Here is a 21,060-nt window from a genome sequence, read left to right on the forward strand (position 1 = left end):
ACTTCATGGGTTGCTATTGGTCTTTACAGAACAGGTAATAGTTTAATTGTCCGAAGGAGATATTCTCATCATTCGGACTCAAGTTACGATTAAAAAACAGTTCAAACCGATCCTGCGCTAATTCAATAAGCATATCCACAAGCACCGTATTCTGAAAAACGCCCCCGCTTACCGCTATGGCCTTCATTTGGTGCTTTTCTGCAGTATGCAGGATAAGTCGGGCAAGGGTGTACAGGAAATTACAAATGACCTCTGCTTTGTCCGTCCCTTTTCCATAATCGGCATACAGATTTGAAAATAACAATCGTGTGGGGATGTGGTCCAGGTCTGTTAGGTCCAAATAGGATCGACATTTCGACAGCTTGTAATCCCTGATATAGTTTTCCAGTAAAATGGCGGCTTCCCCTTCGTAGGTATTGTAATCGCAAATGTTCAGTACCGAAGCAACGGCATCAAACAGCCGGCCTACCGATGAGGTCTTCAGCTGGTTCTTGGCCTTTATAGAGGAATAGATGGCCAACTCCTCCCCGGTAAACTTTTTGGCCACTGTTTCCTGCATATGATCTTCCGCAAGGGACAGGAAGGATAACCTGGGTTCCACGGACATTTTGTCCCCCGCCAGCCAGTCGAAATACTCAAAATGTGTGATACGTTCCATTTGGGTGGCGTGATATCTGAAGAATTCGCCTCCCCAAATTTGTCTGTCGTCCCCGTATCCGGTCCCGTCCCAAATCACTCCTAGAACAGGACTATGGCTATCAAAAAGTTCGTGTTCCCCAAGCACGGAAGCGAAGTGCGCCTTGTGGTGCTGAACCTTTATCACTTCGGCCTTGTATTTTTTTCCCAGTTCCCAACCAAGTTCGGTGCTGTGGTATCCGGGGTGGGCATCAATCAAAACAATATCGGGTTGTTGTTCGAAAAGGTCCACAAATGTGTCTGCGGTGGAGGCAAAGCGTTCGTAGACATCGTAATGATCCAGATTGCCTAAATACTGGCTTATATAGACATAATCATTCGGCAAAAATCCCAGGGTACTCTTTAGGTGGCCGCCCATGGCCATTATCTTTTTGTCCTGGGCATGTTCTTTTCCAAAGTAGTTGGGAGCATACCCCCGTGAACGTCTGAAGATCACCTCCTGTTCAAACTTGCTGCTGTACTTCACCACCGAGTCATCCTGGGGGTTGCTGATATGCAGGTTGTGGTGTACAAAATAGTCGGCCACATTTTTCAATGTAGCAAAGGCCTCTTCATTATCGCTGATTATTGGTGAGCCATGATAATTACCAGAAGTGGCCACAATGGGCATGCTCAGGGATTCGGCCAGTAGCTGCAGTATTCCTGTATAGGGGACCATAATTCCTAACTGGTTCAGGTTGGGGGCCAATGCCTGCAGGGCCAGATCCCCTTTGTACTGATCTTTAGGGATGATCACGATAGGCCGTTCCGTGGAGGTTAGTACTTCCTTCTGTTTTGCTGTGACAGGAATTTCTTTCTGAAGCATTTCCATATTGGGGTACAGAATGGCGAAGGGTTTGTTCGGTCTTTTTTTTCTATCCCGTAATTTCTGGACCGCTTCCGTGTTGGTGGCATCACAGCAAAGCAGGTAGCCGCTGGTATTTTTCAGGGCCACGATATGGCCTTCCCTCAGGAGGTTGGCGACTTCTTTAAAGAGTTCCATTTCCTGCTGTTCTATGACCATCCCTTGTTTGTCCGTTAGTTTAACGGAGATGCCACAGTCGGCACAGGAATTGGTCTGGGAGTGGAAGCGCCTGTTTAGGGGATCAGTATATTCCTTTTCACAGGCGGCACACATGGTAAATTCCACAATGCTGGTATGGTCGCGTTCAAAAGGGAAGGTATTGGTGATGGCCCAGCGCGGCCCGCAGTTTACACAGGTGGTAAAGGGATAATAATAGCGGCGGTTTTCCGGATCGTTGAGCTCTTCAGCGCAGTCCGGACAAAGTGCGAAATCCGGTGTCAGCTGCAGGTTGAGTTTGCTCCCTTTTAGTGAAGGGACAATTTCGAAAGATGTATACTTCTTCAACTCGACCTCCTCAGCCTGATGCGCATTTATCTTGGAAACCCGTGGGGGATGGGAGATCAGTTCTGAAATAAACCTCCGGATATCATTTTCCTTACCAGTTACATAAATAATAACCCCTTCTTCATTGTTGGAAACTGTACCAGTTAACTGGTAGTGCCCGGCCAAAACGTATACATAAGGTCGGAAGCCAACGCCCTGTACTTGCCCGGTGATTACTACTTTGTACGTTTTGACCATCTTAACATCTACATGGGAGGCAGACGAAATTAAGAAAATCAGGAACGTATCTCTTGGGTCAGCTGAATTATTTTGTCAATGGCTTTAGGAATCGCCCCCTGAACCGCTTCAGAAAGTTCAATGGTCATGGGCTTCATTTCGGAAATAGATATGGTAAGCAGGTGAATTTCTGGCACCTCGTCCATCAGGTAGACCGCTTCCACCATGTCCTTAAGGCCTACGTCATGTACACTAAGAGCATTAGGGAAATCAGCAGCAAACCGGGGTTTGATCAGGCTCAGGGTCCCCGGGGGTTTCCCATCCATGGTGGCATCCACAAATACGATCACAGGATAGGCTTCAAAACAACCCAATAAAGTAAAACCGCCCGTGCCCCCGTCGAGGATATCCATTTTTTCAGGCAGGTCCATTTTAGCCATTTCCTGAATAATGTGTACGCCTATCCCTTCATCGCCCATCAGGTAATTACCCACCCCCATTACCAGGATGCTACCTGATTTATCTTTCTCAAAGAAAAAGGAATCACTGCTAATGGCAATGGGGGAGGGGTTAGGGTCTTTATACTTACTCATCGCTTGCAAATCGTTCTTTGCGGACAAACTTATAGCCACTGATCATCGCCGAGGTTTCTCCGCGTCCTTCCAGCCAGTCGTGATAAAATACCAAATACACATGAACCAGTGTAAAGAGGATAAACAGCCAGGTAACGATGTGGTGGATTTGGCGGGTTGCCATATCCCCGCCTAAAAATTCAGGTACCCAGGCAAAGAGTTGGGGAAGCCACCAACCAGAGGTAGCAGCATACAACCCAAAACCAGTGAATATCTGTACTAATACCAGGAAGAACATTACCAGGTAAGAAAGCGAAGCCAGGTAGTTATGACCTACACTGATATTCTTTAAAACCTCTTTTTCTTCATTACGTAATAATACATCTATTTTAAGGACGTGCTTGATGTTGTCCCAGGCTCTTTTGTCTAAGGGAAGGAACCTGCGCCAGCTGGCATAGTAATTCCCATTGAAACCCCAGTATATGCGCACCACGGTGCTTAAAAGAAACACATAGGCAGTGATAAAGTGGACGGTCCTCACCGTTCCAAACCAGTAGATCTCACTGGCCTCAGCTGTAGACATGATCGCCGGGGGATCCGCGATGATGAACCCGGTTACGGCCAGGACGAAGATCGATAGTACATTGATCCAATGGCAAAAACGAACAGGTAATTCCCAGACCAGTACCCTTTTAAATTCATAGGTTTTAGAAATACTTTTCATAATCCTCTATTTACCGGTTCCTTTTAACAACTATTGATGTTCGTTACCCTCGAGATATGTTTCCCATGCTCATCGTATAGATGCACGGCACAAGCCAGACACGGGTCAAACGAGTGTACCGTCCGTATAATTTCCAGAGGGAGCTCGGGGTCTGCCACCGGGGTGTCTATCAGGCAAGCCTCGTAGGCGGACATTTGTCCCTCGGGGTCCCTGGGGGAAGCATTCCAGGTGGTGGGGACTACCTGCTGGTAATTTTCTGTTTTACCGTCCTTAATTTTGATCCAGTGTGCCAGGCTACCCCTTGGTGCTTCGGTAAACCCAATTCCCTTGGCTTCCGCCGGCCAGGATTTGGGCTCCCAGGATTCTGTATTGGCCATGCGGCTGTCACCATTTTTAATATTGGTGAGCAACTGCTCATAGAATTCAATGGTCCAATCTGCAACCAGTTGGGTTTCGATGGCCCTTGCAGCGGTCCTGCCCAAGGTAGAGAATAGGGCTTCTACCGGGACCTCTAAAGTATTCAAAACGCCGTTTACGGCATCCTGAACGGCTTCATCACCCCGGGCATAAGCCACTAACAACCGGGCCAGTGGTCCTACTTCCATTGGTTTGCCCTGCCACCTTGGCGTTTTAACAAAACTGTATTTCTGTGAAACATCCAGATGCTCATAGGGTGGTTGCGGTCCTGAGTATTTGATATTGGTTTCCCCTTCCCAGGGATGTCTTCCGGTGGTTTGTCCTTCCGGATAATTGTCGTACCAGGAATTATTTACAAATTCTTCAATATCGCCATTTCTGTGATCCACATCATAAACTTTAGACAAGTCGCGGTTCAGGATCACGCCCTGTGGGAATTTAAAGCTGCTCGGATCTCCGTAGCCGTTGGTTGGGAAGTCACCATAGGACATGTAGTTGCCATGACCTTTTCCGATAAAGCCCCAATCCTTGTAGTAGGGTGCCACAGCCAGCACATCCGGAATGTAGACCTGATTGATAAAGTCCCTTCCCTGTTTGAGCAATTTCCCCACATGGGCCAGACGCTCAGCGTTAAGGCCGCCCATGCTATCTTCATTTATGGCACAGGCCATACCGCCTACCAGGTAGTTCGGGTGGGGGTTCTTACCACCAAAGATGGTATGTACTTTCACAATTTCCTTTTGCCATTCCAGGGCTTCCAGGTAGTGGGCTACACCCAGGAGGTTGATCTCAGGGGGTAGCTTCATTTGTGGGTGCCCCCAGTACCCGTTGGCGAAAATTCCGAGTTGTCCGGAATTGACAAATTTTTTGAGTCGTGTTTGCACATCACTGAAATACCCGGGTGAACTTTTGGGCCAGTTGGAAATGCTCTGTGCGATTCTGGAGGTTTCAGCAGGATCAGCATTAAGGCAGCTTACCACATCCACCCAGTCCAGTGCATGCAGGTGATAAAAGTGCACGGAATGGTCATGCATGTACAGGGCACCTTCCATAATATTGCGCACCATTTCAGCATTAGGCGGAATGGTGATCCCAAGGGCATCTTCCACCGCCCTGACGGAGGCGATGGCGTGTACTGTGGTACAAACCCCACAAGTACGTTGGGCAAATGCCCAGACATCTCTCGGATCCCTTCCTTTTACAATATTTTCAATTCCACGTACCATGGTACTGGAACTGTAGGCGTCAACTATTTTACCGTCTTTAATTTCGGCTTCTATTCTCAAATGACCTTCTATTCTGGTGACGGGGTCAACTACTATTCTGTTAGCCATGATTCGTTATTTTCATTTGTTTTTTTCGAGTTTCTCCTCATTCAGGATACCCCTGGTATAGCGTTCCTTAAGTTCCCTGCGTTTGGCAACATTGGCTGCCACAGCGTGAATTGTAATTCCGGCAGCTACAGCTCCTGCTGCAACTTTTCCAACTGTATCGGCAGTGCCTTCAATAGAGAATCCCGGAATGTTAGTCTGGCGTTCATAGAAGGGCCCGTTGTCCCAGAAATTGGCTTCGCTGCATCCAATACATCCGTGACCGGATTGGATCGGGAAGCTCACACCATTGTTCCACCTCATACTGCCGCATGCATTATAGGTGGTTGGTCCTTTACAGCCCACCTTGTACAGGCAGTACCCTTCCTTGGCATTTTCATCATCAAAGGATTCAGCGAATAAGCCGGCGTCAAAGTACGGCCTGCGGTAACAGGTGTCGTGTACCCGTTTGCCGTAAAAGGCTTTTGGCCTACCAGACCGGTCCAGTTCTGGCAATTTGCCGAAGGTGACATAATGCACGATCAGCGCTGCCATGGCTTCCCCAATAGGCGGGCATCCCGGCATCTGAACAATGGGTTTGTTCTTGATTATTTTGTGGATTGGGGTGGCATCCGTTGGATTGGGTTTGGCCCCCTGTACGCATCCATTGCAGGCACAGCTGCCCCAGGCAATAATGGCCTTGGCCCCGGCCGCAGCCTCTTTGAGGTGGTCCAGCGCCGTTCTACCGGCAATGGTACAATAGACTCCGTCTGCACCCATGGGCACAGAACCTTCAACACAGAGGATGTAATCTCCGTAGTGATTCTCCATGGTGTCGTGTTTGGCGGCTTCGGCCTGATGCCCGGAAGCGGCCATTAAGGTTTCGGTGTAGTCCAGTGAAATGTTGTCCAGAATGATGTCTGCCACAATGGGGTGGTCAGAACGGATAAAGCTTTCGCTGCAACAGGTGCACTCCTGATAGTGCTCCCAGATGATTGGCAAGCGGTACTTGGTCTCCAGTGATTTTGCCACCTGCCCTATCATGGAATGTTCCAATCCCATATAGGCCGAAATGAAGGCCGCAAATTTCATAAAGTCTCTCCGACTGTAACCATGCCGGACCATACTTTCGTAGTACGTTTCTCTATTGGTTTTTACTAGCTTTCCCATGGATGATTTTGCTATGATGAAGAAGTTTAAAACTATATATCTGAAATTCAGCAGATTAAAAAAAAGTCCCTTAAATTTCAGAAAGAATGAATCCGATGGCTATGATAAAAGTCATATTTTCATATTTATAATCGATTTAAATAGCAGTGATAAACAGGGGTCAGCTTGCGTCCTGTTTCTCAATTGTCTCCTGTGCTAAATGAATTAATCTGGTGACAGGAGCACGAGACCAAATCGTTTCCTATGCATGAAATGTCCATTGCCCTGAGTATCGTTAAAATTGCCGAAGAAGAGGCCAGGAAAGCCCGTGTAAAACATTTTGCCGCTATTGACATGGAGATCGGTACCCTTGCCGGCATCGAATTTGATGCCCTGGATTTTGTATGGGAAGCGGCTGTGCAGCAGACCGTGTTGGAAAAGGCCGAAAAACGGATTATAAAGATCCCGGCCCGGGCGCGTTGCGGAGAATGCGAAAAGGAATATTCCCTGGAATTTATCCATGACAACTGCCCGGAATGCGGAAGTTTTCTAAAGGCGATTTTACAGGGCAAAGAACTTCGGATAAAAAGCCTGGAATTCTGATGTGCTGATCCGTTTTCTCGGACGAAACTTCTTAGTCTTATCCATACGGGATTTCTATCCCACTACACACACCAAACCCACCGTGTAAACTGGGGAAAATAATCCTCAAACTATGACGGATATCATAGATTATTCGGGAATTCCCTGCTACTTTTCCCTCCTAATAAAATTAGCATTTATGGAAGCAGGAATTGCAATTGACCGAAGCAAATTATTGGATGTCATTTGGAAGATACAGCGGAAAAAAAGGTTTATCAGTCACGACGACATCAGCAAGATTGCACAGGAGTTCAACATGTCCAGAATGGAACTGGAAGGGGTGATTACTTTTTACCACTTTTTTTCCAGGGAACACCGTGGCAAATTCACCATTTACCTGAACGATTCCATAATCTCACAGCACTCTGGCAGGACCAAAGTACTGAAGGCTTTTGAAGAAGCCCTGGGAATAAAGGTCGGCCAGGTGACTGCGGACAAAAAATTTGGGCTGTTTAAAACGCCCTGTATTGGCTTGAGCGACCAGGAGCCTTCCTGTTTGATCAACTTTAAACCCTTTGTAAACCTGACCCCGTCAAAGGTATTTAACATCATCGCCCGTTTAAAATCCGGTAAAAAACCCAGGGAAATATGTGACACCCCCAAAAGTGTTGTTCAGTATAAGCCCGCACCGGACAGAACGGTATTCTTTAAACCTTATGAGCAATTTTCTTCGCTGGCACATCTGAATAAATACCGGCCAGAAGAAATCATTGATCTCGTCAAGCGATCCAAGCTCACGGGACGCGGGGGTGCCTTCTTCCCAACAGGTTTGAAATGGGAATTCTGCAGGAACAATGAGGCAGATACCCGATATATTATATGTAACGCTGATGAAGGGGAACCGGGCACTTACAAAGATCGTGTCTTACTGGAAGAACACCCTGAATTGGTAATTGAGGGCATGATCTTCGCTGCCTATGCGGTTGGGGCTTCCAAGGGAGCGATCTACCTGAGGGCAGAATACACCTATTTGAAAGACCGGCTCGAAGCATTGTTGACATCCTACAGGAAGAAAGGATTCCTCGGAAATGATATAAACGCAAAGTGGCCTTTTGACTTTGATATCTACATTCAATTGGGTGCAGGGGCTTACGTCTGCGGTGAGGAAACCGCCCTTATCCATTCTATGGAAGGGAAGCGGGGAGAGCCTGGAACACGTGAATATTTCCCGGTAGAGCGGGGATTCAATGGCAAACCCACCATAGTTAATAATGTAGAAACCCTGGCTACGGTACCTCGAATCCTGGAAATGGGAATCGACAAGTACCTGACCCTGGGTACCCCCGCCACCCCCGGGACCAAGCTGTTCAGTGTATCCGGAGATTGCGAAAAACCCGGTATGTACGAAATAGAATGGGGGATGAAGCTGCGCGATTTATTACAACTCGTTGGAGCTAACGACCCACAGTTCATTTTATTTAATGGCTTTGCCGGCGAATGCCTATCTGAGGCAGATTTTGACCGAGAAATTTCTGCGGAAAATCTACTGGCAGAACATGTTCAATTTGAATTCACAGATCCGATAGAATACGCTCGGAAAATGAGCGGTATCGGCTTGCGCAGTGGCGGGGCCTTCATGGTATTCAATAAGCAGAGGGACCTGCTCAAGGTGTTAAAGAATGTGGCCGACTTTTTCGTAGAAGAATCTTGTGGCATCTGTGTTCCCTGCAGGACGGGTAATTTCTTGCTCAACAAGAAAATTGATAAGCTGCTTCTGGGCCATGCGGAGACCAAGGACCTGGAAGATGTGAAACAATGGAGTAATATTATTAAGGTAACCAGCAGGTGTGGTTTGGGCAAGATGTCCTCCACGGCATTAAACCATGCCATGCTTAAGTTTCCAAAGGTTTTTGAAAAACACCTGTCTGAAAATACAGACTTCAACAAAGCCTTCAATCTGAAGGAAGCTACGGCAGATTACGATAGAATTATTAACGAAATGACCGCGGACTATGAATAATATGGTAACCCTTAAAATTGATGGGAAACCCATCGAGGCTGAATCCGGAAGAAACCTTGTCACTGTTGCCAAGGAGCACGGGGTTTATATCCCAACCCTCTGTTATTTCAGGAACCTGAACCCTCTGGGTACCTGTCGTATTTGTACTGTTAAGGTCAATGGCAGGGATACCACGGGATGTACCGTAAAGGTGGACGAAGGTATGGACATTGAAGTAAACACCCCGGAATTGCTCGATAATCGCAAGGCGATCATCGAAATGCTCTATGCAGAAGGTAACCACTTCTGTCCGTCCTGTGAGAAGAGTGGTAATTGTGATATGCAGAATCTGGGTTATGATATGGGAATTACGGTTACCCGGTATCCGCATGTATTCACAGATAAATATGTGGATTTTACACCCAAACGCATGATCATGGAATCTAACCGCTGCATCTTGTGCAAGCGCTGTGTGGAAGAAGTGAAAACCCCTGATGGGAAAGACGTCTTTTCTTTTGTACAAAGAGGCGCAAAAACCCGGGTGCATATTGATTATGAACAGGAAGAAAAGCTAAGTGAATCCGAAGCCATCAGGGCCATGAACCTGTGTCCCGTAGGAGCCATATTGGTTAAGGGAATGATCCACGAACAACCATTCGGTGAGCGCAAGTACGACCTGCTTGGTAAAGACATCAAGCCAGAAGTCAAGAACAAAGCCCTTCGTAAATCAGACAATGAAAAATTCATAGTGGCTACAACCTCATTAGCAGGCTGCTTTGGATGTCATATGTCTCTATTGGATATCGATACCGACTTACTGGATATCGTTGAAATAGCCGAATTCAATAAGTCGCCCTTAACGGATATTAAGAATTTCTCCAAACGGTGTCATATCGGTCTCATCGAAGGCGGATGTTCCAATTCAGAAAATGTACATGTGCTTAAGGAATTCCGAAAAAAATGCGATATCCTGGTCGCTTTTGGTGAGTGTGCCATCATGGGTGGTATCCCGGCGATGCGGAACTTTGTCCCCTTGCAGGAATGCCTGGAAGAAGCCTACCTCAATGGGGTAACCACGGAGATTGGGGCCGATGTGGTTCCCGGACATGAGGATATTCCCAAAATGCTCAACAATGTATACCCCTGTAATGAGGTGGTGAAGATCGACTATTATATCCCTGGCTGTCCGCCGAGTGCACAGCACATCTGGAAAGTGGTCAAGAGCATTTTACTGGGCGAGGAATTTTCCATTGCGCATGATGAATTTAAGTATGATTAGAGGCAGGTAGTTTCAAGAGGAGTCTTTTAACACCTGATAATACAGAAAACAAAAAAGAATAGAACTAAAAAATATAAGATGTCACAAAAACTGGTTATTGATCCTGTAACCCGGGTCGAAGGTCACGGCAAGGTTACGATCCATCTGGATGATAGGAATAATGTAAAGGATGCCTTTTTCCATGTGGTCGAGTTCAGGGGTTTTGAACGTTTCATACAGGGGCACCCCTATTGGGAGGCTCCAGTATTAGTCCAGCGCCTTTGCGGGATATGTCCGGTAAGCCACCACCTGGCGGCGGCTAAAGCGATTGATCAGATCGTAGGGCTCAATCCGGAGGACCTTTCCCTGCCGGCCCAGAAAATCAGAAAACTCCTTCACTTCGGGCAAATATTCCAATCCCACGCCCTGCACTTCTTTTATCTGGCTTCACCAGACCTCCTGTTCGGTTTTGATGCCGATCCCGTGAAGCGAAATGTTGTTGGAGTGGCCATGGAGTATCCTTCCCTTGCCAAAAAAGGGATCCTGATGAGAAAATTTGGGCAGGAGATCATTAAAATGGTAGCCGGTAAACGCATCCATGGGATTTCTGCCACACCAGGCGGGGTACATAAAAAGGTAACCGTACAGGAACGTTCTTACTTCCTTGACGGCAAGGAAATCCCGTCTATTGATACTATGATCGACTGGTCTGTTGAGATCATTGAATTCATTAAGGAATACCATGAAAAGAACAAGTCTTTCCTGGATACTTTTGCTTCTTATCCCTCTGGCCATTTAGGCCTTGTGAACAAGGAAAACGGATTCCTGGAATTGTACGATGGTTATTTAAGGGCAACGGATGCAGAGGGCAATATTACCCTTGATGACATTCCGGATGTGGATTATAACAAGCACTTCTACGAAGGAGTGGAGAAATGGTCGTATTTGAAGTTCCCCTACCTGAAACATATTGGCCGTGAAGACGGCTGGAACAGGGTAGGACCATTAGCCCGTATCAACATATGCGATGGTATTGAAACCCCATTAGCGGAGAAGGAAAGGCAGGCCTTTAAGGCGGCTACAGATGGCAAGATCAATAATATGACCATGCATACGCATTGGGCCAGGTTGATTGAGATCCTCTATTGTGCGGAAATGATGAAAAGTTTGCTGGAAGACGATGATATCCTGTCAAATGACCTGCACAGAAAAGGCGAGCGCCGCAACGAGGGGGTGGGGATCATCGAGGCGCCACGAGGAACGTTGATCCACCATTACGAGGTTGATGAGAAAGACCGCATCACCCGCTGTAACCTTATAGTATCTACAACACACAATAACGAAGCAATGAACCGTGCCGTAAGGTGGGTTGCTGACAAGGAACTAAGCGGAAAGCCTGAAATCACGGAGGCTATGATGAATCAGATAGAAGTGGCAATACGGGCCTACGACCCTTGTTTGAGCTGTGCTACACATGCCCTGGGTCAGATGCCTTTGGAGCTTTCGCTGTATGATGCATACGGAAATATAGTAGATGAAAGAATCCGTCAATAAAAGCCTGATAATAGGCATTGGTAATTGTGGCCGAACAGATGATGGCCTGGGCTGGGCCTTTCTTGACCAGATCAAAGAAAGGCTGCCCGGGAATATCGACCATGTCTACAGATATCAGCTCCAGGTGGAGGATGCGGAATTAATATCGCATTACGGGACTGTCTACTTTGTAGATGCCCATACCCAGCCCTGGGAGGACGGATTTACCTACGAAAGGTGCCAGCCCAAAGCCACCCACGGATTTAGCACCCATGAATTGGAACCGGAAACTGTGGTGTATCTTGCAGAAACCCTGTATAATAAGTTGCCAGATACCTTTGTTTTGGGAATATCAGGGGTAAGTTTCGATCTGAAAATGGGGTTGACAAGAGAGGCGGAAGAGAACCTCTCTAAGGCGCTGGACTTCTTTAACGAAAAAATACTACATTTAGTAACCTAATAGCAGTAATTATGTGCGGCACTTGCGGATGCGGAAGCGGAGAAGATGGGGTGCGGATCTTGAGTCCGGCCGAACAAAACGGACACCACCACCATCACCATCATGATCACCCCCATGATCACGATCACGACCATGGTCATCATCATCACGACCACGATCATGACCATCACCATCATCACCACGATCATAGCCGTGACCACCATCATAAGACCGTCCTGGAAGTGGAACAGGACGTGTTGCAGCAGAATGAATTGATGGCGGCTAGGAACAAGGGGTACTTTGAGGCAAAAAATATTTTCGCCCTGAACCTGGTGAGTTCTCCGGGGTCAGGAAAAACGGCCTTGCTGGAACGCACGCTAGCCGATCTGAAGGAAGAGCTTCCCTTTTATGTGATCGAAGGGGATCAGCAAACGCTAAATGATGCTAACCGCATAGCGGCTTTGGATGTGCCCGTGATCCAAATCAATACAGGTAAAGGATGCCACCTGGAAAGCAATGCGGTATATGAAGCTGTTAAACAACTCAATCCGAAAGAGAACTCCATATTGATGATTGAGAATGTGGGTAATTTGGTATGTCCGTCCATGTTCAACCTGGGCGAGGCCAAACGTGTAGTGATCATCAGTACTACGGAAGGGGTGGATAAACCCCTGAAATATCCGGACATGTTCCATACTTCGGATATATGCGTAATAAATAAGATCGACCTGGTCCCTTATTTGGATATCGACCTGGACGAATTAAAAGAGAATGCCCTTAGGGTGAATCCCAACTTGCAATTTTTTGAGCTCTCAGCCACCAAGGGGCAGGGAATGGACCATTGGTATTCCTGGCTTAAGGAACACCTCACGGTAGCTTCCCCATAATACATGTCAAAATAATTAGAACTATGTGCCTGTCGATCCCCGGAAAACTAGTTGAAATCACCTCCCAGCTTGATGATACCTTTAGAATGGGTAAGGTGTCTTTTGATGGGGTGCTAAAGGAAGTAAGTCTTACCCTGGTGCCAGAGGCCAAGGTAGACGATTATGTAATGGTCCATGTAGGTGCGGCCATAAGTATTGTGGATGAGGAAGAAGCCAACAAAACCTTTGATATCCTGAAGCAATTGGGGGAATTGGAAGACCTGGAAAACGGTCCGGACAGCATCTCCTGAGTTACTCTTTTTTTCTTCTGACTATTGTCGCTGAATTGAGAACTGTATCTTCAGAATGATTTCATTAAAATTTTGTACCTAAAACCCATTTCGGGATGTGGCCTGAACATTCCTCTTTTAATATGATATTTACAGAGCATTTGAGCCAAATTTGTGCAAAAACGTGGGTATTTCTATGAAGTGTGTAGTGTTTGATCTGCTGACATAGGACAACACGATTCATGGACAATACAATGTTTTACCAGTTAAAATCCTCTGGATGCAACCAGATTTCAGCATCGGATTTACAGGGGGTTGGCAGCTACTTTTTCTTATTCGCTAACCTCTGCTGTTGCTTAACGGTGAGTGTTGATCTATCCGGGCTCCATCCGGGCGGACCAAACATAAACATGAATGCCTCATACGGATTCTTGGAATTTCTAACATCCCGAAACATCTCTTTGTATTCATGAGTTAAAATTACCCATGGGTCATAGGATTTTGGATCGTGGATTACCCCGTATTCAATATCGATGTTCTCGTCATGCTCCTTCCATGTTCCAAATATGCGGTCAAAAATATTAAGGAAGCCCCCGTGGTTCTTATCCAGGTATTCAACGTTCTTCGCATGGTGAACCTGATGCATGGTGTGCGAGTTCAGGAACCATTCCAGTACGCCCAGTTTAGGGACGAATTTATTGTGAAGTTGGAATTGCCATAAGGATTCGATTCCCATGCACATGAGTACCATTTCAGGACGAAAGCCCAAAGCAGGAATCCACATGTAAAACAGAGGCTTGTAGAATAATGTAAACCATCCGTTTCTTATCCCGGTACCGTAATTGAAATGATGAGAAGAGTGATGGACAATATGCGCTGCCCACAATGCTCTTACCGTATGATTTAAACGGTGAAACCAATAATAGAAGAAATCGTCCAGCAATAAGCAACCCATCCAGGCGTACCATTGCCAGTTAAATGATTCGTAACCCATCAAGTTAACCCGAACCCCATCGATTATTGGATTAAACCATTCATAGGTAAAGAAGAATAAGGTGGTTGTAATAAACGCTTTGATAACTGGAGCCAGTAAAGCAGTACCAATCCCAAATATACCGCTGGCTATGAAATCCTTCCAGTTGTAAACATTTAGATTCTTTTGGTAGGTGACAAAGAACTCAACAAGAATAAAAATTAGGAAATAAGGAAAAATCCAGGTTAAGAAGGAGAGATAGTCAGAGAGCATTTTGGGTATAAAGTTTAATTAAGGAAGTATTATGCTTGCTTAGCCGAAAACACGGCATTGTGAGCAGCCTTTATTTGGTTTCCCTGCATTCCGTAAACTTCCTGGGGTATTGGAATTCTTATGAGTAAAATCCTTAAGCTCGTCCTTTTATATTGAAGCGTGAATGGTTTCAAAGCGCTGTCGATATTTTCGTTGGGTTTAATGCTAACCATTAGCATTTAAGACTGTTTAAGTAAAACAAAAAACCTCCTTTGAAGGGGGATGATAACCACAAGTAAGATTAGCGCAGTCTTACGTTTATGGCATTCAATCCTTTTTTTCCTTTTTCTACTTCGTAAGTTACCCGGTCATTGTCCCGTATCTTGTCAACAAGACCACTGATGTGTACAAATATATCATTGCCTTCCTTGTTTTGGATAAAGCCGAACCCTTTACTTTTATTGAAAAACTTTACTTTTCCTTCTTTCAGGGTTTTATTGTGACTTACTTTTTGTGGTTTAGTACCACTTCCTGCATTCTTCTTCTTTAGGGAGAATACGTCCCTTAATTGTGATAAAATATTCATGTTTAATTATAAATGTCTGATTATCTGTTAATTGATAAAACGTGTTAATTTCGCAAGGCCGCAGGTGTAAACCCCATACAACCTGTTTGGAACTATTTGAAAAGAAGAAAATACCGTTGAAAAATGGGAAAGACTACTTAGCAATAGGGTAAAGGTATGAAAACCAAATGGAATGAGCTGTTAATTCAATTTCGATTAAATAAGGATTGGAACGATACTTCATGAAATGTCCTCTCACAGAAATTGATTTTCTTCTAAAACATAAAGGCATAAGACCTTTTGAATTCATGGACAATCACTATCTTTGCATTCGAATTTTTTCGGGATGTGGCGCAGTCTGGTAGCGTACGCGCATGGGGTGCGCGTGGTCGCTGGTTCGAATCCAGTCATCCCGACTCCGCCCTCCAGAGCTCGAGGAAACCCGAGAGCGACGGAGGGCATTTTTTATTTTAGAGCATCTCTTGAAGGAGTAAAATTTGTATGTGTAGGGCTTCGTCGGACGAGCCCGACCTTCCATGTTTAGTGCTTTACAGGCTTTGCTTAAGCACCAAACCCGAGCTCATTATCACCGATCCTGATAGTTACATGTTGAGGTAATCCCTAATAACATTTAAGCAGAAGCCAAACACTGGAGTACCGTATTATCTTGTGATATTCTTTACAAGAGTTTATCCAATAGGGCCTTACCTTTGCAGTTAATGATGAGAACTATCGTCTTCACAATGAATAGGATACGGATTTGTGTATTAGCTGGTCTATTGTTTGTCGCATCTATGAATTATGCGCAGTCAGTAGACTATGAAGTGGTCAATTCAAGGTATTTTAAAAAGTTCTATCGGTTAAATGACTCTATATATCGTTCCGAACAACCCAGTAAAAAAGGGTTTAAACAGGTTGAAGCTTCGGGGATTAAGACCATCCTCAATTTACGTCGGTTAAAAGACGATAGCAGAAAGGCCAAAGGGACAAAGCTAAGGCTGGAACACATTCCCATGAGAACGGCACATCTGACCGAAGCGGATATTGTAGAAGCCCTTAGCATTATCCAGGAATCTGAGAAACCTGTGTTGGTGCATTGCTGGCATGGCTCTGACCGGACAGGTACTGTAATTGCGGCCTACAGGATGGTATTTGAAAACTGGTCAAAGGAGCGGGCTATTTCTGAATTCAGAAAGGATAATTTTGGCTATCACGAAAGGAAATACCCCAATTTAAAGGAGCTGCTGGAAGATCTGGATATACCTGCAATAAAGAAAAAACTGGACTTGTAAAGGCCTTTTTTTGCCTATCCCAATAAAAAAACCCTTCCACTGGAAGGGTTTTTTGTTAGAGGGGAACTTTGTCTAGATATCTTTTTTAGCCAGATACCAGGTAACTTTTTCCACTGATTCGTCTTCCAGTCTCTGATTCAGTTCATCCAAAGATTTCGGAGGTGGAACGATGACCTTATCGCCTTTTTTCCAGTCAAGGGGCATGGCGACGCTATATTTGTCAGAAGTCTGCAAGGCCTCCAGAGCCCTGAGTATTTCATCCATGTTTCTTCCCACGTTGAGCGGGTAATACATGATCAGGCGGATTTTCTTGTTGGGATCGATGAAGAATACCGCACGAACGGCAGCCGTTTCACTTTCGTTGGGTTGCAGCATGCCATACAACTTGGAAACCTTCATATCCAGGTCGGCAATAATGGGAAAATCAAAATACACACCTGTATTTTTTCGAACATTCTGAACCCAGCCCAGATGCGCATGTATACTATCGATACTCAAGCCCAGCAGTTGGGTGTTAAGGGCTTCGAATTCATTTTTCCTTGTGGCAAATCCACTCATTTCTGTCGTGCAAACAGGAGTGAAATCAGCGGGATGGGAGAACATGACGATCCACTTGTCTTTTGCAAATTCAGAAAACTGGATAGGTCCTTTTGTGGTTACGGCTTCAAAATCCGGGGCGGGGTCACCAATTCGGGGCATGCTTCGGATTTCTGTTTTTGACATTTCAGTATTTTCCATGGTAGTATAAGTAAAAATCTTTCAAATTTTTATTGGATATAAAGGTAGATTATGGAAAATTTCCTGGCAGTTACCTGGGTTACATTTGAAGAATTTTTATTAACAAATCCCGTTCTGCTTTAAGGTGCTTCTTCCTTACAGCAAATTCGTTTATTTTTTCCAGGGGAGGGGATAGGGTCCCCCAAAGTTTAGCATGGACATGCGGTGCAGATTTGGCGCCTAGGTTCACCTTCCTGAGACCAACAGATTATGTTGATCCAATCCTATTGTCACTGGGGGTGCCTTCTGCGAAATCCTGAATGTTCTGAAGCGTAGTCTTGGTTATCTCATCCAAAGCCTCCCTTGTAAAAAAGGCTTGATGGGCGGTAATCAGCACATTGGGAAAGGAGGTTAAGAGGCCCAGGGTGTCATCGTCAATAATTTCTTCCTGCCTGTTGTGGAAAAATACCCCTTCTTCCTGTTCGTAAACGTCGATTCCCAAGTACCCGAGTTTCTTACTGCGCAAGGCTTCAATTGCGTGTTCGGTATTGATGAGTCCACCCCTGCTGGTATTGATCAGCATGGCGTTATCTTTCATCATTTTAAGCGTTTCCCTGTTGATGATATGAGCTGTTTCGGGCATGAGTGGTACGTGGAGAGATACGATATCTGATTCCTTGAGCAGGGTGCTGAGGTCTACATATTTATATCCTTTTTCCTCTATGTTCATATCAGGGAATTTATCATACAATAGGATGCGGCACCCAAAACCGTACATGAGCCCGGCAAATACCCGTCCGATTTTACCAGTACCCAACACCCCTACAGTCTTGCCGTGCAGGTTAAAACCCGTAAGGCGGGAAAGGGAAAAATTCCCGTCACGTATCCGGTTATAGGCTTTATGAATTTTTCGGTTTAAGGTAAGGATCAGGGCAACAGCGTGTTCGGCCACGGCCTGAGGGGAATACTCAGGCACCCTGTATACAGGTATCCCATGCGCTTTCGCAGCGTCCAGGTCAACATTGTTGAAACCGGCACAGCGCAGGGCAATCATTTTGATCCCTATTTCGGAGAGCTTCTCGATCACAGGCCTGCTAAGATCATCGTTCACAAAGGCACAGATCACATCAGCTCCTCTGGCATACGAAGCTGTGGAGGCTTCCAGTTTCACCCTGAAGTAGTTTATTTTAAAGTCCGTTCCTTCAATGTAGCGGTCGAACCATTCTTTGTCATAGGATTTGTAAGAAAAGAAAGCAATATTCATAATAAGGTGGCTTAAACTCCCGGGGCAGGCCCTCAACCTTCTCCCCGGATTTCGTGCAAAGGTAGGCCTTGGGTGAGGAAGGTAGGATATGGATTGTAAAAAAGTTAACGTATCCCGGTTCGAAAGTACTACTGTAAGGGGGCCCCTTCGGATGGGAAGACCTTGAAAAATTTGACTTTTTGCAGAATTCTTTTATTTTAATGTCATGTTAGCAAAAGAAAGAAAAGAGAACAGACCGATCTTAGAAAAGTCTATTAATTACCTTCAATCCAAAGGTTTTACCAACATCAAAACGGATTTACCCGGTTATGAACAGCCCACCTCCTATGTCAAAAAATCGGACGGCTTAAACATCACTCCGGATATTTCTGCCAGTAAAGATGGCAGGAAGTATTATTTTGATATCAGCTTGAAGTCCGAGGCTTCAAAGCTGCTCAAATCCAAATGGCTGTTGCTCGATACCGTTGCCCGTTTGAAATCTTTTCGATTTAAAATCATTACTACTACCGGGCACCTGAAGTTTACAGATACGCTTTTAGAGGAAGTGAATCTCACTAATAAAACACCTATCAGGATTTAATATAGGAAAGGGTACATAATCCTCAAAATATTAGGGGGTGGAGGTAGGTTGCGATACGCAGGTTGCTTTTGGATATCATCCTTAGTACCTTTGCTGCAATGAGGGTTAAAAATCACGAGACGAGAAATACAAGAATCCTAAGCTTCAGCTATCTGGTTTTTCGCAACCAGTCAGAAAAGTATATCCCTCCCATGTCCCTAAACTAACTGTGGCCAAATAAGCGCTTCACCAGTAATTTGCCTTTTAACCTAGTCCTTCAGACTGGTTTTAGCCTGATCCGGGGTCTGTTGCAAGGCATCAAGTTGCTTTCGTCCAGAGTCAATAGCACAATTAATTCAAAAACTAAAAGAGAAATATGTTAAAAATAAATATCAAACCAGGGGAGAACATCGACAGGGCACTAAAACGCTATAAACGCAAGGTGAGAAGCGTTAAGCTGATGGACGAAATCAGGGAGCGGAAGCAATATACCAAGCCGTCAAAACGAAGAAGGGAACAAATAAAAAAGGCCAAATTCAAGCAGGCATATTTAAATAAATTAGAAAACGAATAGCTATGAAATTGATTTCTATCAAAAGGAAGACCCGTTATGAAAATAGGTTTAGCCCAAAAATGGGCAGACTTAGGACCAGGGTGACATACGTAAAGAAATATCTGTTGGGTTTGCCCATAGATACCGTTCATAAATATCGCGCAACCTATTATGGCGAGATCAAGAGTTGTGAAGATTGCAATCTTTTCATCTGAATTTCTGGCTAATTCTTACGAAATCCTTACCGCGTTGCCAAGGGCAATTAATCGATCATATCGGATAAATAGTTGCATTGAAAAAACCTGGTGATCCCTTGTAAAGATAGAGTCAATTGTCGCCAATGATTTTCGATAGGGTTGGCTTTAAAATCCGACTTTGATTATTTTTACGTGCTGTTTCGGGATGTAGCGCAGTCCGGTAGCGTACTTCGTTCGGGACGAAGGGGTCGCAGGTTCAAATCCTGTCATCCCGACTCCGCCCTCCAGAGCTCGAGCTAACCCGAGAGCGACGGAGGGCGTTCTTATTATACTATGGCTTAAACAGCAAAGTAGGGGGGTATAGGGACTTCAGGCTATTATAATGTAATTGGTAGGTGAACTGCTGGCAATTTTCAGAGACTCCACTTAACTTCTATTGGGGAGGGGTTTAGTACCCCTGCATTTTCCTAATCAGATTGGTAATTCCCAAAATTTTAAAAACCTAAATCTTCCCCAAACCCAAAAGAAGAAGCAATTAACAGCTAATCAAATGATCATAACATCTGTTGGTAAGAAGACCCTGCCCAACTCGAATTTACCACTGATGATCTACATCATTGCTGAGGAGACGGGCACATTATAATTTTGAACTCCACGTCATACAGCGACCTCAAAACACATAGGCATTAATCGAATTTCTAATCCAAAATAAGTATCCTATGAAATATTCTAAAAATTTTAATTTCAGGTATATACCTCTGCTATTCGTTTTTTTAGGGATAGCCGTGGTGTTTGATTCCTGTACGTGCAAGAGAACTGCCGAAAAAACCAGCGAAAAGATGATAGAAAAATCTTTGGGAGAAGATGCCGAAGTGGATATCGATATGGATAAAGTCACTATTCAAACCGAAGAAGGCACCTTTACCACCGATGCTTCTGGAACCAGCTGGCCCGACGAGATTCCATCTGATGTGCCTCAATTCAAACATGGTAACATCATCAGTGTTTCAACCCAGGACATGGCGGGTTCGAAGAGCTGGGTGGTCATGTATGAGGAGGTAGCCCCAAAGGCGCTGGAGAAGTACAAGGAAGAACTCGAGGCAAAGGGTTTTAAAATCAGCTATACCACGATAGTTGCCTCTGGCGGGCACCTCGCAGCAGAAAAAGGAGACCTTGCCGTAATGCTAATGGCCGGAGAAGGCAACGCCACTGTGACAGTAGGCACCAATTAACGGGGCTATTCATTCTCAATGCCGACACTTATTAACGGGACTTGTAATGATTTATCA

Annotated in this window: 20 protein-coding genes and 2 tRNA genes; 13 read left to right on the forward strand and 9 right to left on the reverse strand. The window is 45.2% G+C overall.

Going from position 1 to position 21,060, the window contains the following annotated elements:
* Positions 1 to 13: 13 nt before the first annotated feature.
* The 5 genes from hypF to AC4E7D_RS02690 are packed head-to-tail and all read right to left on the reverse strand — an operon-like array spanning position 14 to position 6,453.
* Positions 14 to 2,281 carry a carbamoyltransferase HypF gene (gene hypF / locus AC4E7D_RS02670; protein WP_490172264.1) on the reverse strand — a complete coding sequence of 756 codons (2,268 nt, stop codon included), beginning with the start codon at positions 2,279 to 2,281 and terminating at the stop codon, positions 14 to 16.
* A gap of 38 nt (positions 2,282 to 2,319) precedes the next feature.
* Complete coding sequence (locus AC4E7D_RS02675; RefSeq protein WP_490172265.1) at positions 2,320 to 2,853, reverse strand: hydrogenase maturation protease; 534 nt, start codon at positions 2,851 to 2,853, stop codon at positions 2,320 to 2,322.
* Complete coding sequence (gene cybH / locus AC4E7D_RS02680) at positions 2,846 to 3,556, reverse strand: Ni/Fe-hydrogenase, b-type cytochrome subunit (protein ID WP_490172266.1); 711 nt, start codon at positions 3,554 to 3,556, stop codon at positions 2,846 to 2,848. Before cybH ends, AC4E7D_RS02675 begins: the two co-directional genes overlap by 8 nt.
* A gap of 23 nt (positions 3,557 to 3,579) precedes the next feature.
* Positions 3,580 to 5,307, reverse strand: a complete 1,728-nt coding sequence (locus AC4E7D_RS02685; RefSeq protein ID WP_490172267.1) for a nickel-dependent hydrogenase large subunit — start codon at positions 5,305 to 5,307, stop codon at positions 3,580 to 3,582.
* 12 nt (positions 5,308 to 5,319) lie between these two features.
* Positions 5,320 to 6,453 (reverse strand): hydrogenase small subunit, encoded by a 1,134-nt coding sequence (locus AC4E7D_RS02690; protein WP_490172268.1) that lies wholly within the window; start codon positions 6,451 to 6,453, stop codon positions 5,320 to 5,322.
* A gap of 243 nt (positions 6,454 to 6,696) precedes the next feature.
* Here AC4E7D_RS02690 and hypA point away from each other — a divergent pair, with 243 nt between their 5' ends.
* The 7 genes from hypA (at position 6,697) to AC4E7D_RS02725 (ending at position 13,420) form a co-directional block, all read left to right on the forward strand.
* Positions 6,697 to 7,035: a hydrogenase maturation nickel metallochaperone HypA gene (gene hypA / locus AC4E7D_RS02695; protein ID WP_490172269.1), complete on the forward strand. Its 339-nt coding sequence runs from the start codon at positions 6,697 to 6,699 to the stop codon at positions 7,033 to 7,035.
* Between the two features lie 178 nt (positions 7,036 to 7,213).
* On the forward strand, positions 7,214 to 9,034 hold the full coding sequence (locus AC4E7D_RS02700) for an NAD(P)H-dependent oxidoreductase subunit E (protein ID WP_490172270.1): 1,821 nt from the start codon (positions 7,214 to 7,216) through the stop codon (positions 9,032 to 9,034).
* Positions 9,027 to 10,292, forward strand: a complete 1,266-nt coding sequence (locus AC4E7D_RS02705; RefSeq protein WP_490172271.1) for an NADH-quinone oxidoreductase subunit B family protein — start codon at positions 9,027 to 9,029, stop codon at positions 10,290 to 10,292. The genes AC4E7D_RS02700 and AC4E7D_RS02705 overlap by 8 nt, the downstream gene beginning before the upstream one ends.
* A 78-nt stretch (positions 10,293 to 10,370) precedes the next feature.
* A complete protein-coding gene (locus AC4E7D_RS02710; RefSeq protein WP_490172272.1) occupies positions 10,371 to 11,825 on the forward strand; it encodes a Ni/Fe hydrogenase subunit alpha in 1,455 nt (484 codons plus the stop codon).
* Complete coding sequence (locus AC4E7D_RS02715; protein ID WP_490172273.1) at positions 11,806 to 12,264, forward strand: hydrogenase maturation protease; 459 nt, start codon at positions 11,806 to 11,808, stop codon at positions 12,262 to 12,264. Before AC4E7D_RS02710 ends, AC4E7D_RS02715 begins: the two co-directional genes overlap by 20 nt.
* Before the next feature lie 11 nt (positions 12,265 to 12,275).
* On the forward strand, positions 12,276 to 13,130 hold the full coding sequence (gene hypB, locus AC4E7D_RS02720; RefSeq protein ID WP_490172274.1) for a hydrogenase nickel incorporation protein HypB: 855 nt from the start codon (positions 12,276 to 12,278) through the stop codon (positions 13,128 to 13,130).
* A 23-nt stretch (positions 13,131 to 13,153) separates the two neighbouring features.
* Complete coding sequence (locus tag AC4E7D_RS02725; RefSeq protein ID WP_490172275.1) at positions 13,154 to 13,420, forward strand: HypC/HybG/HupF family hydrogenase formation chaperone; 267 nt, start codon at positions 13,154 to 13,156, stop codon at positions 13,418 to 13,420.
* A gap of 301 nt (positions 13,421 to 13,721) precedes the next feature.
* On the opposite strand, the gene AC4E7D_RS02730 is transcribed toward AC4E7D_RS02725, so the two are convergent.
* Together AC4E7D_RS02730 and AC4E7D_RS02735 are read right to left on the reverse strand one after the other, a co-directional pair.
* The gene (locus AC4E7D_RS02730) at positions 13,722 to 14,645 is read right to left on the reverse strand and encodes a sterol desaturase family protein (RefSeq protein WP_490172276.1); all 924 of its coding nucleotides are present in this window, start codon (positions 14,643 to 14,645) and stop codon (positions 13,722 to 13,724) included.
* Between the two features lie 280 nt (positions 14,646 to 14,925).
* Positions 14,926 to 15,114, reverse strand: coding sequence for a cold-shock protein (locus AC4E7D_RS02735; protein WP_490172283.1), 189 nt, complete (start codon positions 15,112 to 15,114; stop codon positions 14,926 to 14,928).
* Positions 15,115 to 15,531: 417 nt separating this feature from the next.
* Here AC4E7D_RS02735 and AC4E7D_RS02740 point away from each other — a divergent pair.
* Positions 15,532 to 15,605, forward strand: a tRNA-Pro gene (locus AC4E7D_RS02740).
* A 378-nt stretch (positions 15,606 to 15,983) separates the two neighbouring features.
* Entirely contained in the window at positions 15,984 to 16,481 is a 498-nt protein-coding gene (locus tag AC4E7D_RS02745) for a dual specificity protein phosphatase family protein (RefSeq protein ID WP_490172277.1), read from the forward strand.
* 72 nt (positions 16,482 to 16,553) lie between these two features.
* Here AC4E7D_RS02745 and AC4E7D_RS02750 read toward each other — a convergent pair whose 3' ends face one another.
* Positions 16,554 to 17,219 carry a peroxiredoxin gene (locus tag AC4E7D_RS02750; protein WP_490172278.1) on the reverse strand — a complete coding sequence of 222 codons (666 nt, stop codon included), beginning with the start codon at positions 17,217 to 17,219 and terminating at the stop codon, positions 16,554 to 16,556.
* Between the two features lie 247 nt (positions 17,220 to 17,466).
* Positions 17,467 to 18,462, reverse strand: coding sequence for a 2-hydroxyacid dehydrogenase (locus tag AC4E7D_RS02755; RefSeq protein ID WP_490172279.1), 996 nt, complete (start codon positions 18,460 to 18,462; stop codon positions 17,467 to 17,469).
* Between the two features lie 205 nt (positions 18,463 to 18,667).
* Between AC4E7D_RS02755 and AC4E7D_RS02760 the strand changes: the two genes are divergently transcribed.
* The 4 genes from AC4E7D_RS02760 to AC4E7D_RS02775 all read left to right on the forward strand — a co-directional run bounded on the left by AC4E7D_RS02760 (position 18,668) and on the right by AC4E7D_RS02775 (position 21,003).
* On the forward strand, positions 18,668 to 19,042 hold the full coding sequence (locus tag AC4E7D_RS02760; protein ID WP_490172280.1) for a hypothetical protein: 375 nt from the start codon (positions 18,668 to 18,670) through the stop codon (positions 19,040 to 19,042).
* Between the two features lie 355 nt (positions 19,043 to 19,397).
* Complete coding sequence (rpsU, locus tag AC4E7D_RS02765) at positions 19,398 to 19,595, forward strand: 30S ribosomal protein S21 (RefSeq protein WP_490172281.1); 198 nt, start codon at positions 19,398 to 19,400, stop codon at positions 19,593 to 19,595.
* 377 nt (positions 19,596 to 19,972) lie between these two features.
* Positions 19,973 to 20,046, forward strand: a tRNA-Pro gene (locus AC4E7D_RS02770).
* A gap of 564 nt (positions 20,047 to 20,610) precedes the next feature.
* Positions 20,611 to 21,003, forward strand: a complete 393-nt coding sequence (locus AC4E7D_RS02775; RefSeq protein ID WP_490172282.1) for a hypothetical protein — start codon at positions 20,611 to 20,613, stop codon at positions 21,001 to 21,003.
* Positions 21,004 to 21,060 lie beyond the last annotated feature (57 nt).

Source organism: Lentiprolixibacter sp., from assembly GCF_982873095.1.

Bases quoted from the DNA above. Each gene is read 5' to 3' on its own strand.
- hypF (WP_490172264.1), bottom strand. From the start codon at position 2,281: ATGGTCAAAACGTACAAAGTAGTAATCACCGGGCAAGTACAGGGCGTT.
- AC4E7D_RS02760 (WP_490172280.1), top strand. From the start codon at position 18,668: ATGTTAGCAAAAGAAAGAAAAGAGAACAGACCGATCTTAGAAAAGTCT.
- rpsU (WP_490172281.1), top strand. From the start codon at position 19,398: ATGTTAAAAATAAATATCAAACCAGGGGAGAACATCGACAGGGCACTA.
- AC4E7D_RS02730 (WP_490172276.1), bottom strand. From the start codon at position 14,645: ATGCTCTCTGACTATCTCTCCTTCTTAACCTGGATTTTTCCTTATTTC.
- AC4E7D_RS02715 (WP_490172273.1), top strand. From the start codon at position 11,806: ATGAAAGAATCCGTCAATAAAAGCCTGATAATAGGCATTGGTAATTGT.
- AC4E7D_RS02700 (WP_490172270.1), top strand. From the start codon at position 7,214: ATGGAAGCAGGAATTGCAATTGACCGAAGCAAATTATTGGATGTCATT.
- hypB (WP_490172274.1), top strand. From the start codon at position 12,276: ATGTGCGGCACTTGCGGATGCGGAAGCGGAGAAGATGGGGTGCGGATC.
- AC4E7D_RS02755 (WP_490172279.1), bottom strand. From the start codon at position 18,462: ATGAATATTGCTTTCTTTTCTTACAAATCCTATGACAAAGAATGGTTC.
- hypA (WP_490172269.1), top strand. From the start codon at position 6,697: ATGCATGAAATGTCCATTGCCCTGAGTATCGTTAAAATTGCCGAAGAA.
- AC4E7D_RS02775 (WP_490172282.1), top strand. From the start codon at position 20,611: ATGATAGAAAAATCTTTGGGAGAAGATGCCGAAGTGGATATCGATATG.
- AC4E7D_RS02725 (WP_490172275.1), top strand. From the start codon at position 13,154: ATGTGCCTGTCGATCCCCGGAAAACTAGTTGAAATCACCTCCCAGCTT.
- AC4E7D_RS02710 (WP_490172272.1), top strand. From the start codon at position 10,371: ATGTCACAAAAACTGGTTATTGATCCTGTAACCCGGGTCGAAGGTCAC.
- AC4E7D_RS02750 (WP_490172278.1), bottom strand. From the start codon at position 17,219: ATGGAAAATACTGAAATGTCAAAAACAGAAATCCGAAGCATGCCCCGA.
- AC4E7D_RS02745 (WP_490172277.1), top strand. From the start codon at position 15,984: ATGAATTATGCGCAGTCAGTAGACTATGAAGTGGTCAATTCAAGGTAT.
- AC4E7D_RS02705 (WP_490172271.1), top strand. From the start codon at position 9,027: ATGAATAATATGGTAACCCTTAAAATTGATGGGAAACCCATCGAGGCT.
- AC4E7D_RS02675 (WP_490172265.1), bottom strand. From the start codon at position 2,853: ATGAGTAAGTATAAAGACCCTAACCCCTCCCCCATTGCCATTAGCAGT.
- AC4E7D_RS02685 (WP_490172267.1), bottom strand. From the start codon at position 5,307: ATGGCTAACAGAATAGTAGTTGACCCCGTCACCAGAATAGAAGGTCAT.
- cybH (WP_490172266.1), bottom strand. From the start codon at position 3,556: ATGAAAAGTATTTCTAAAACCTATGAATTTAAAAGGGTACTGGTCTGG.
- AC4E7D_RS02690 (WP_490172268.1), bottom strand. From the start codon at position 6,453: ATGGGAAAGCTAGTAAAAACCAATAGAGAAACGTACTACGAAAGTATG.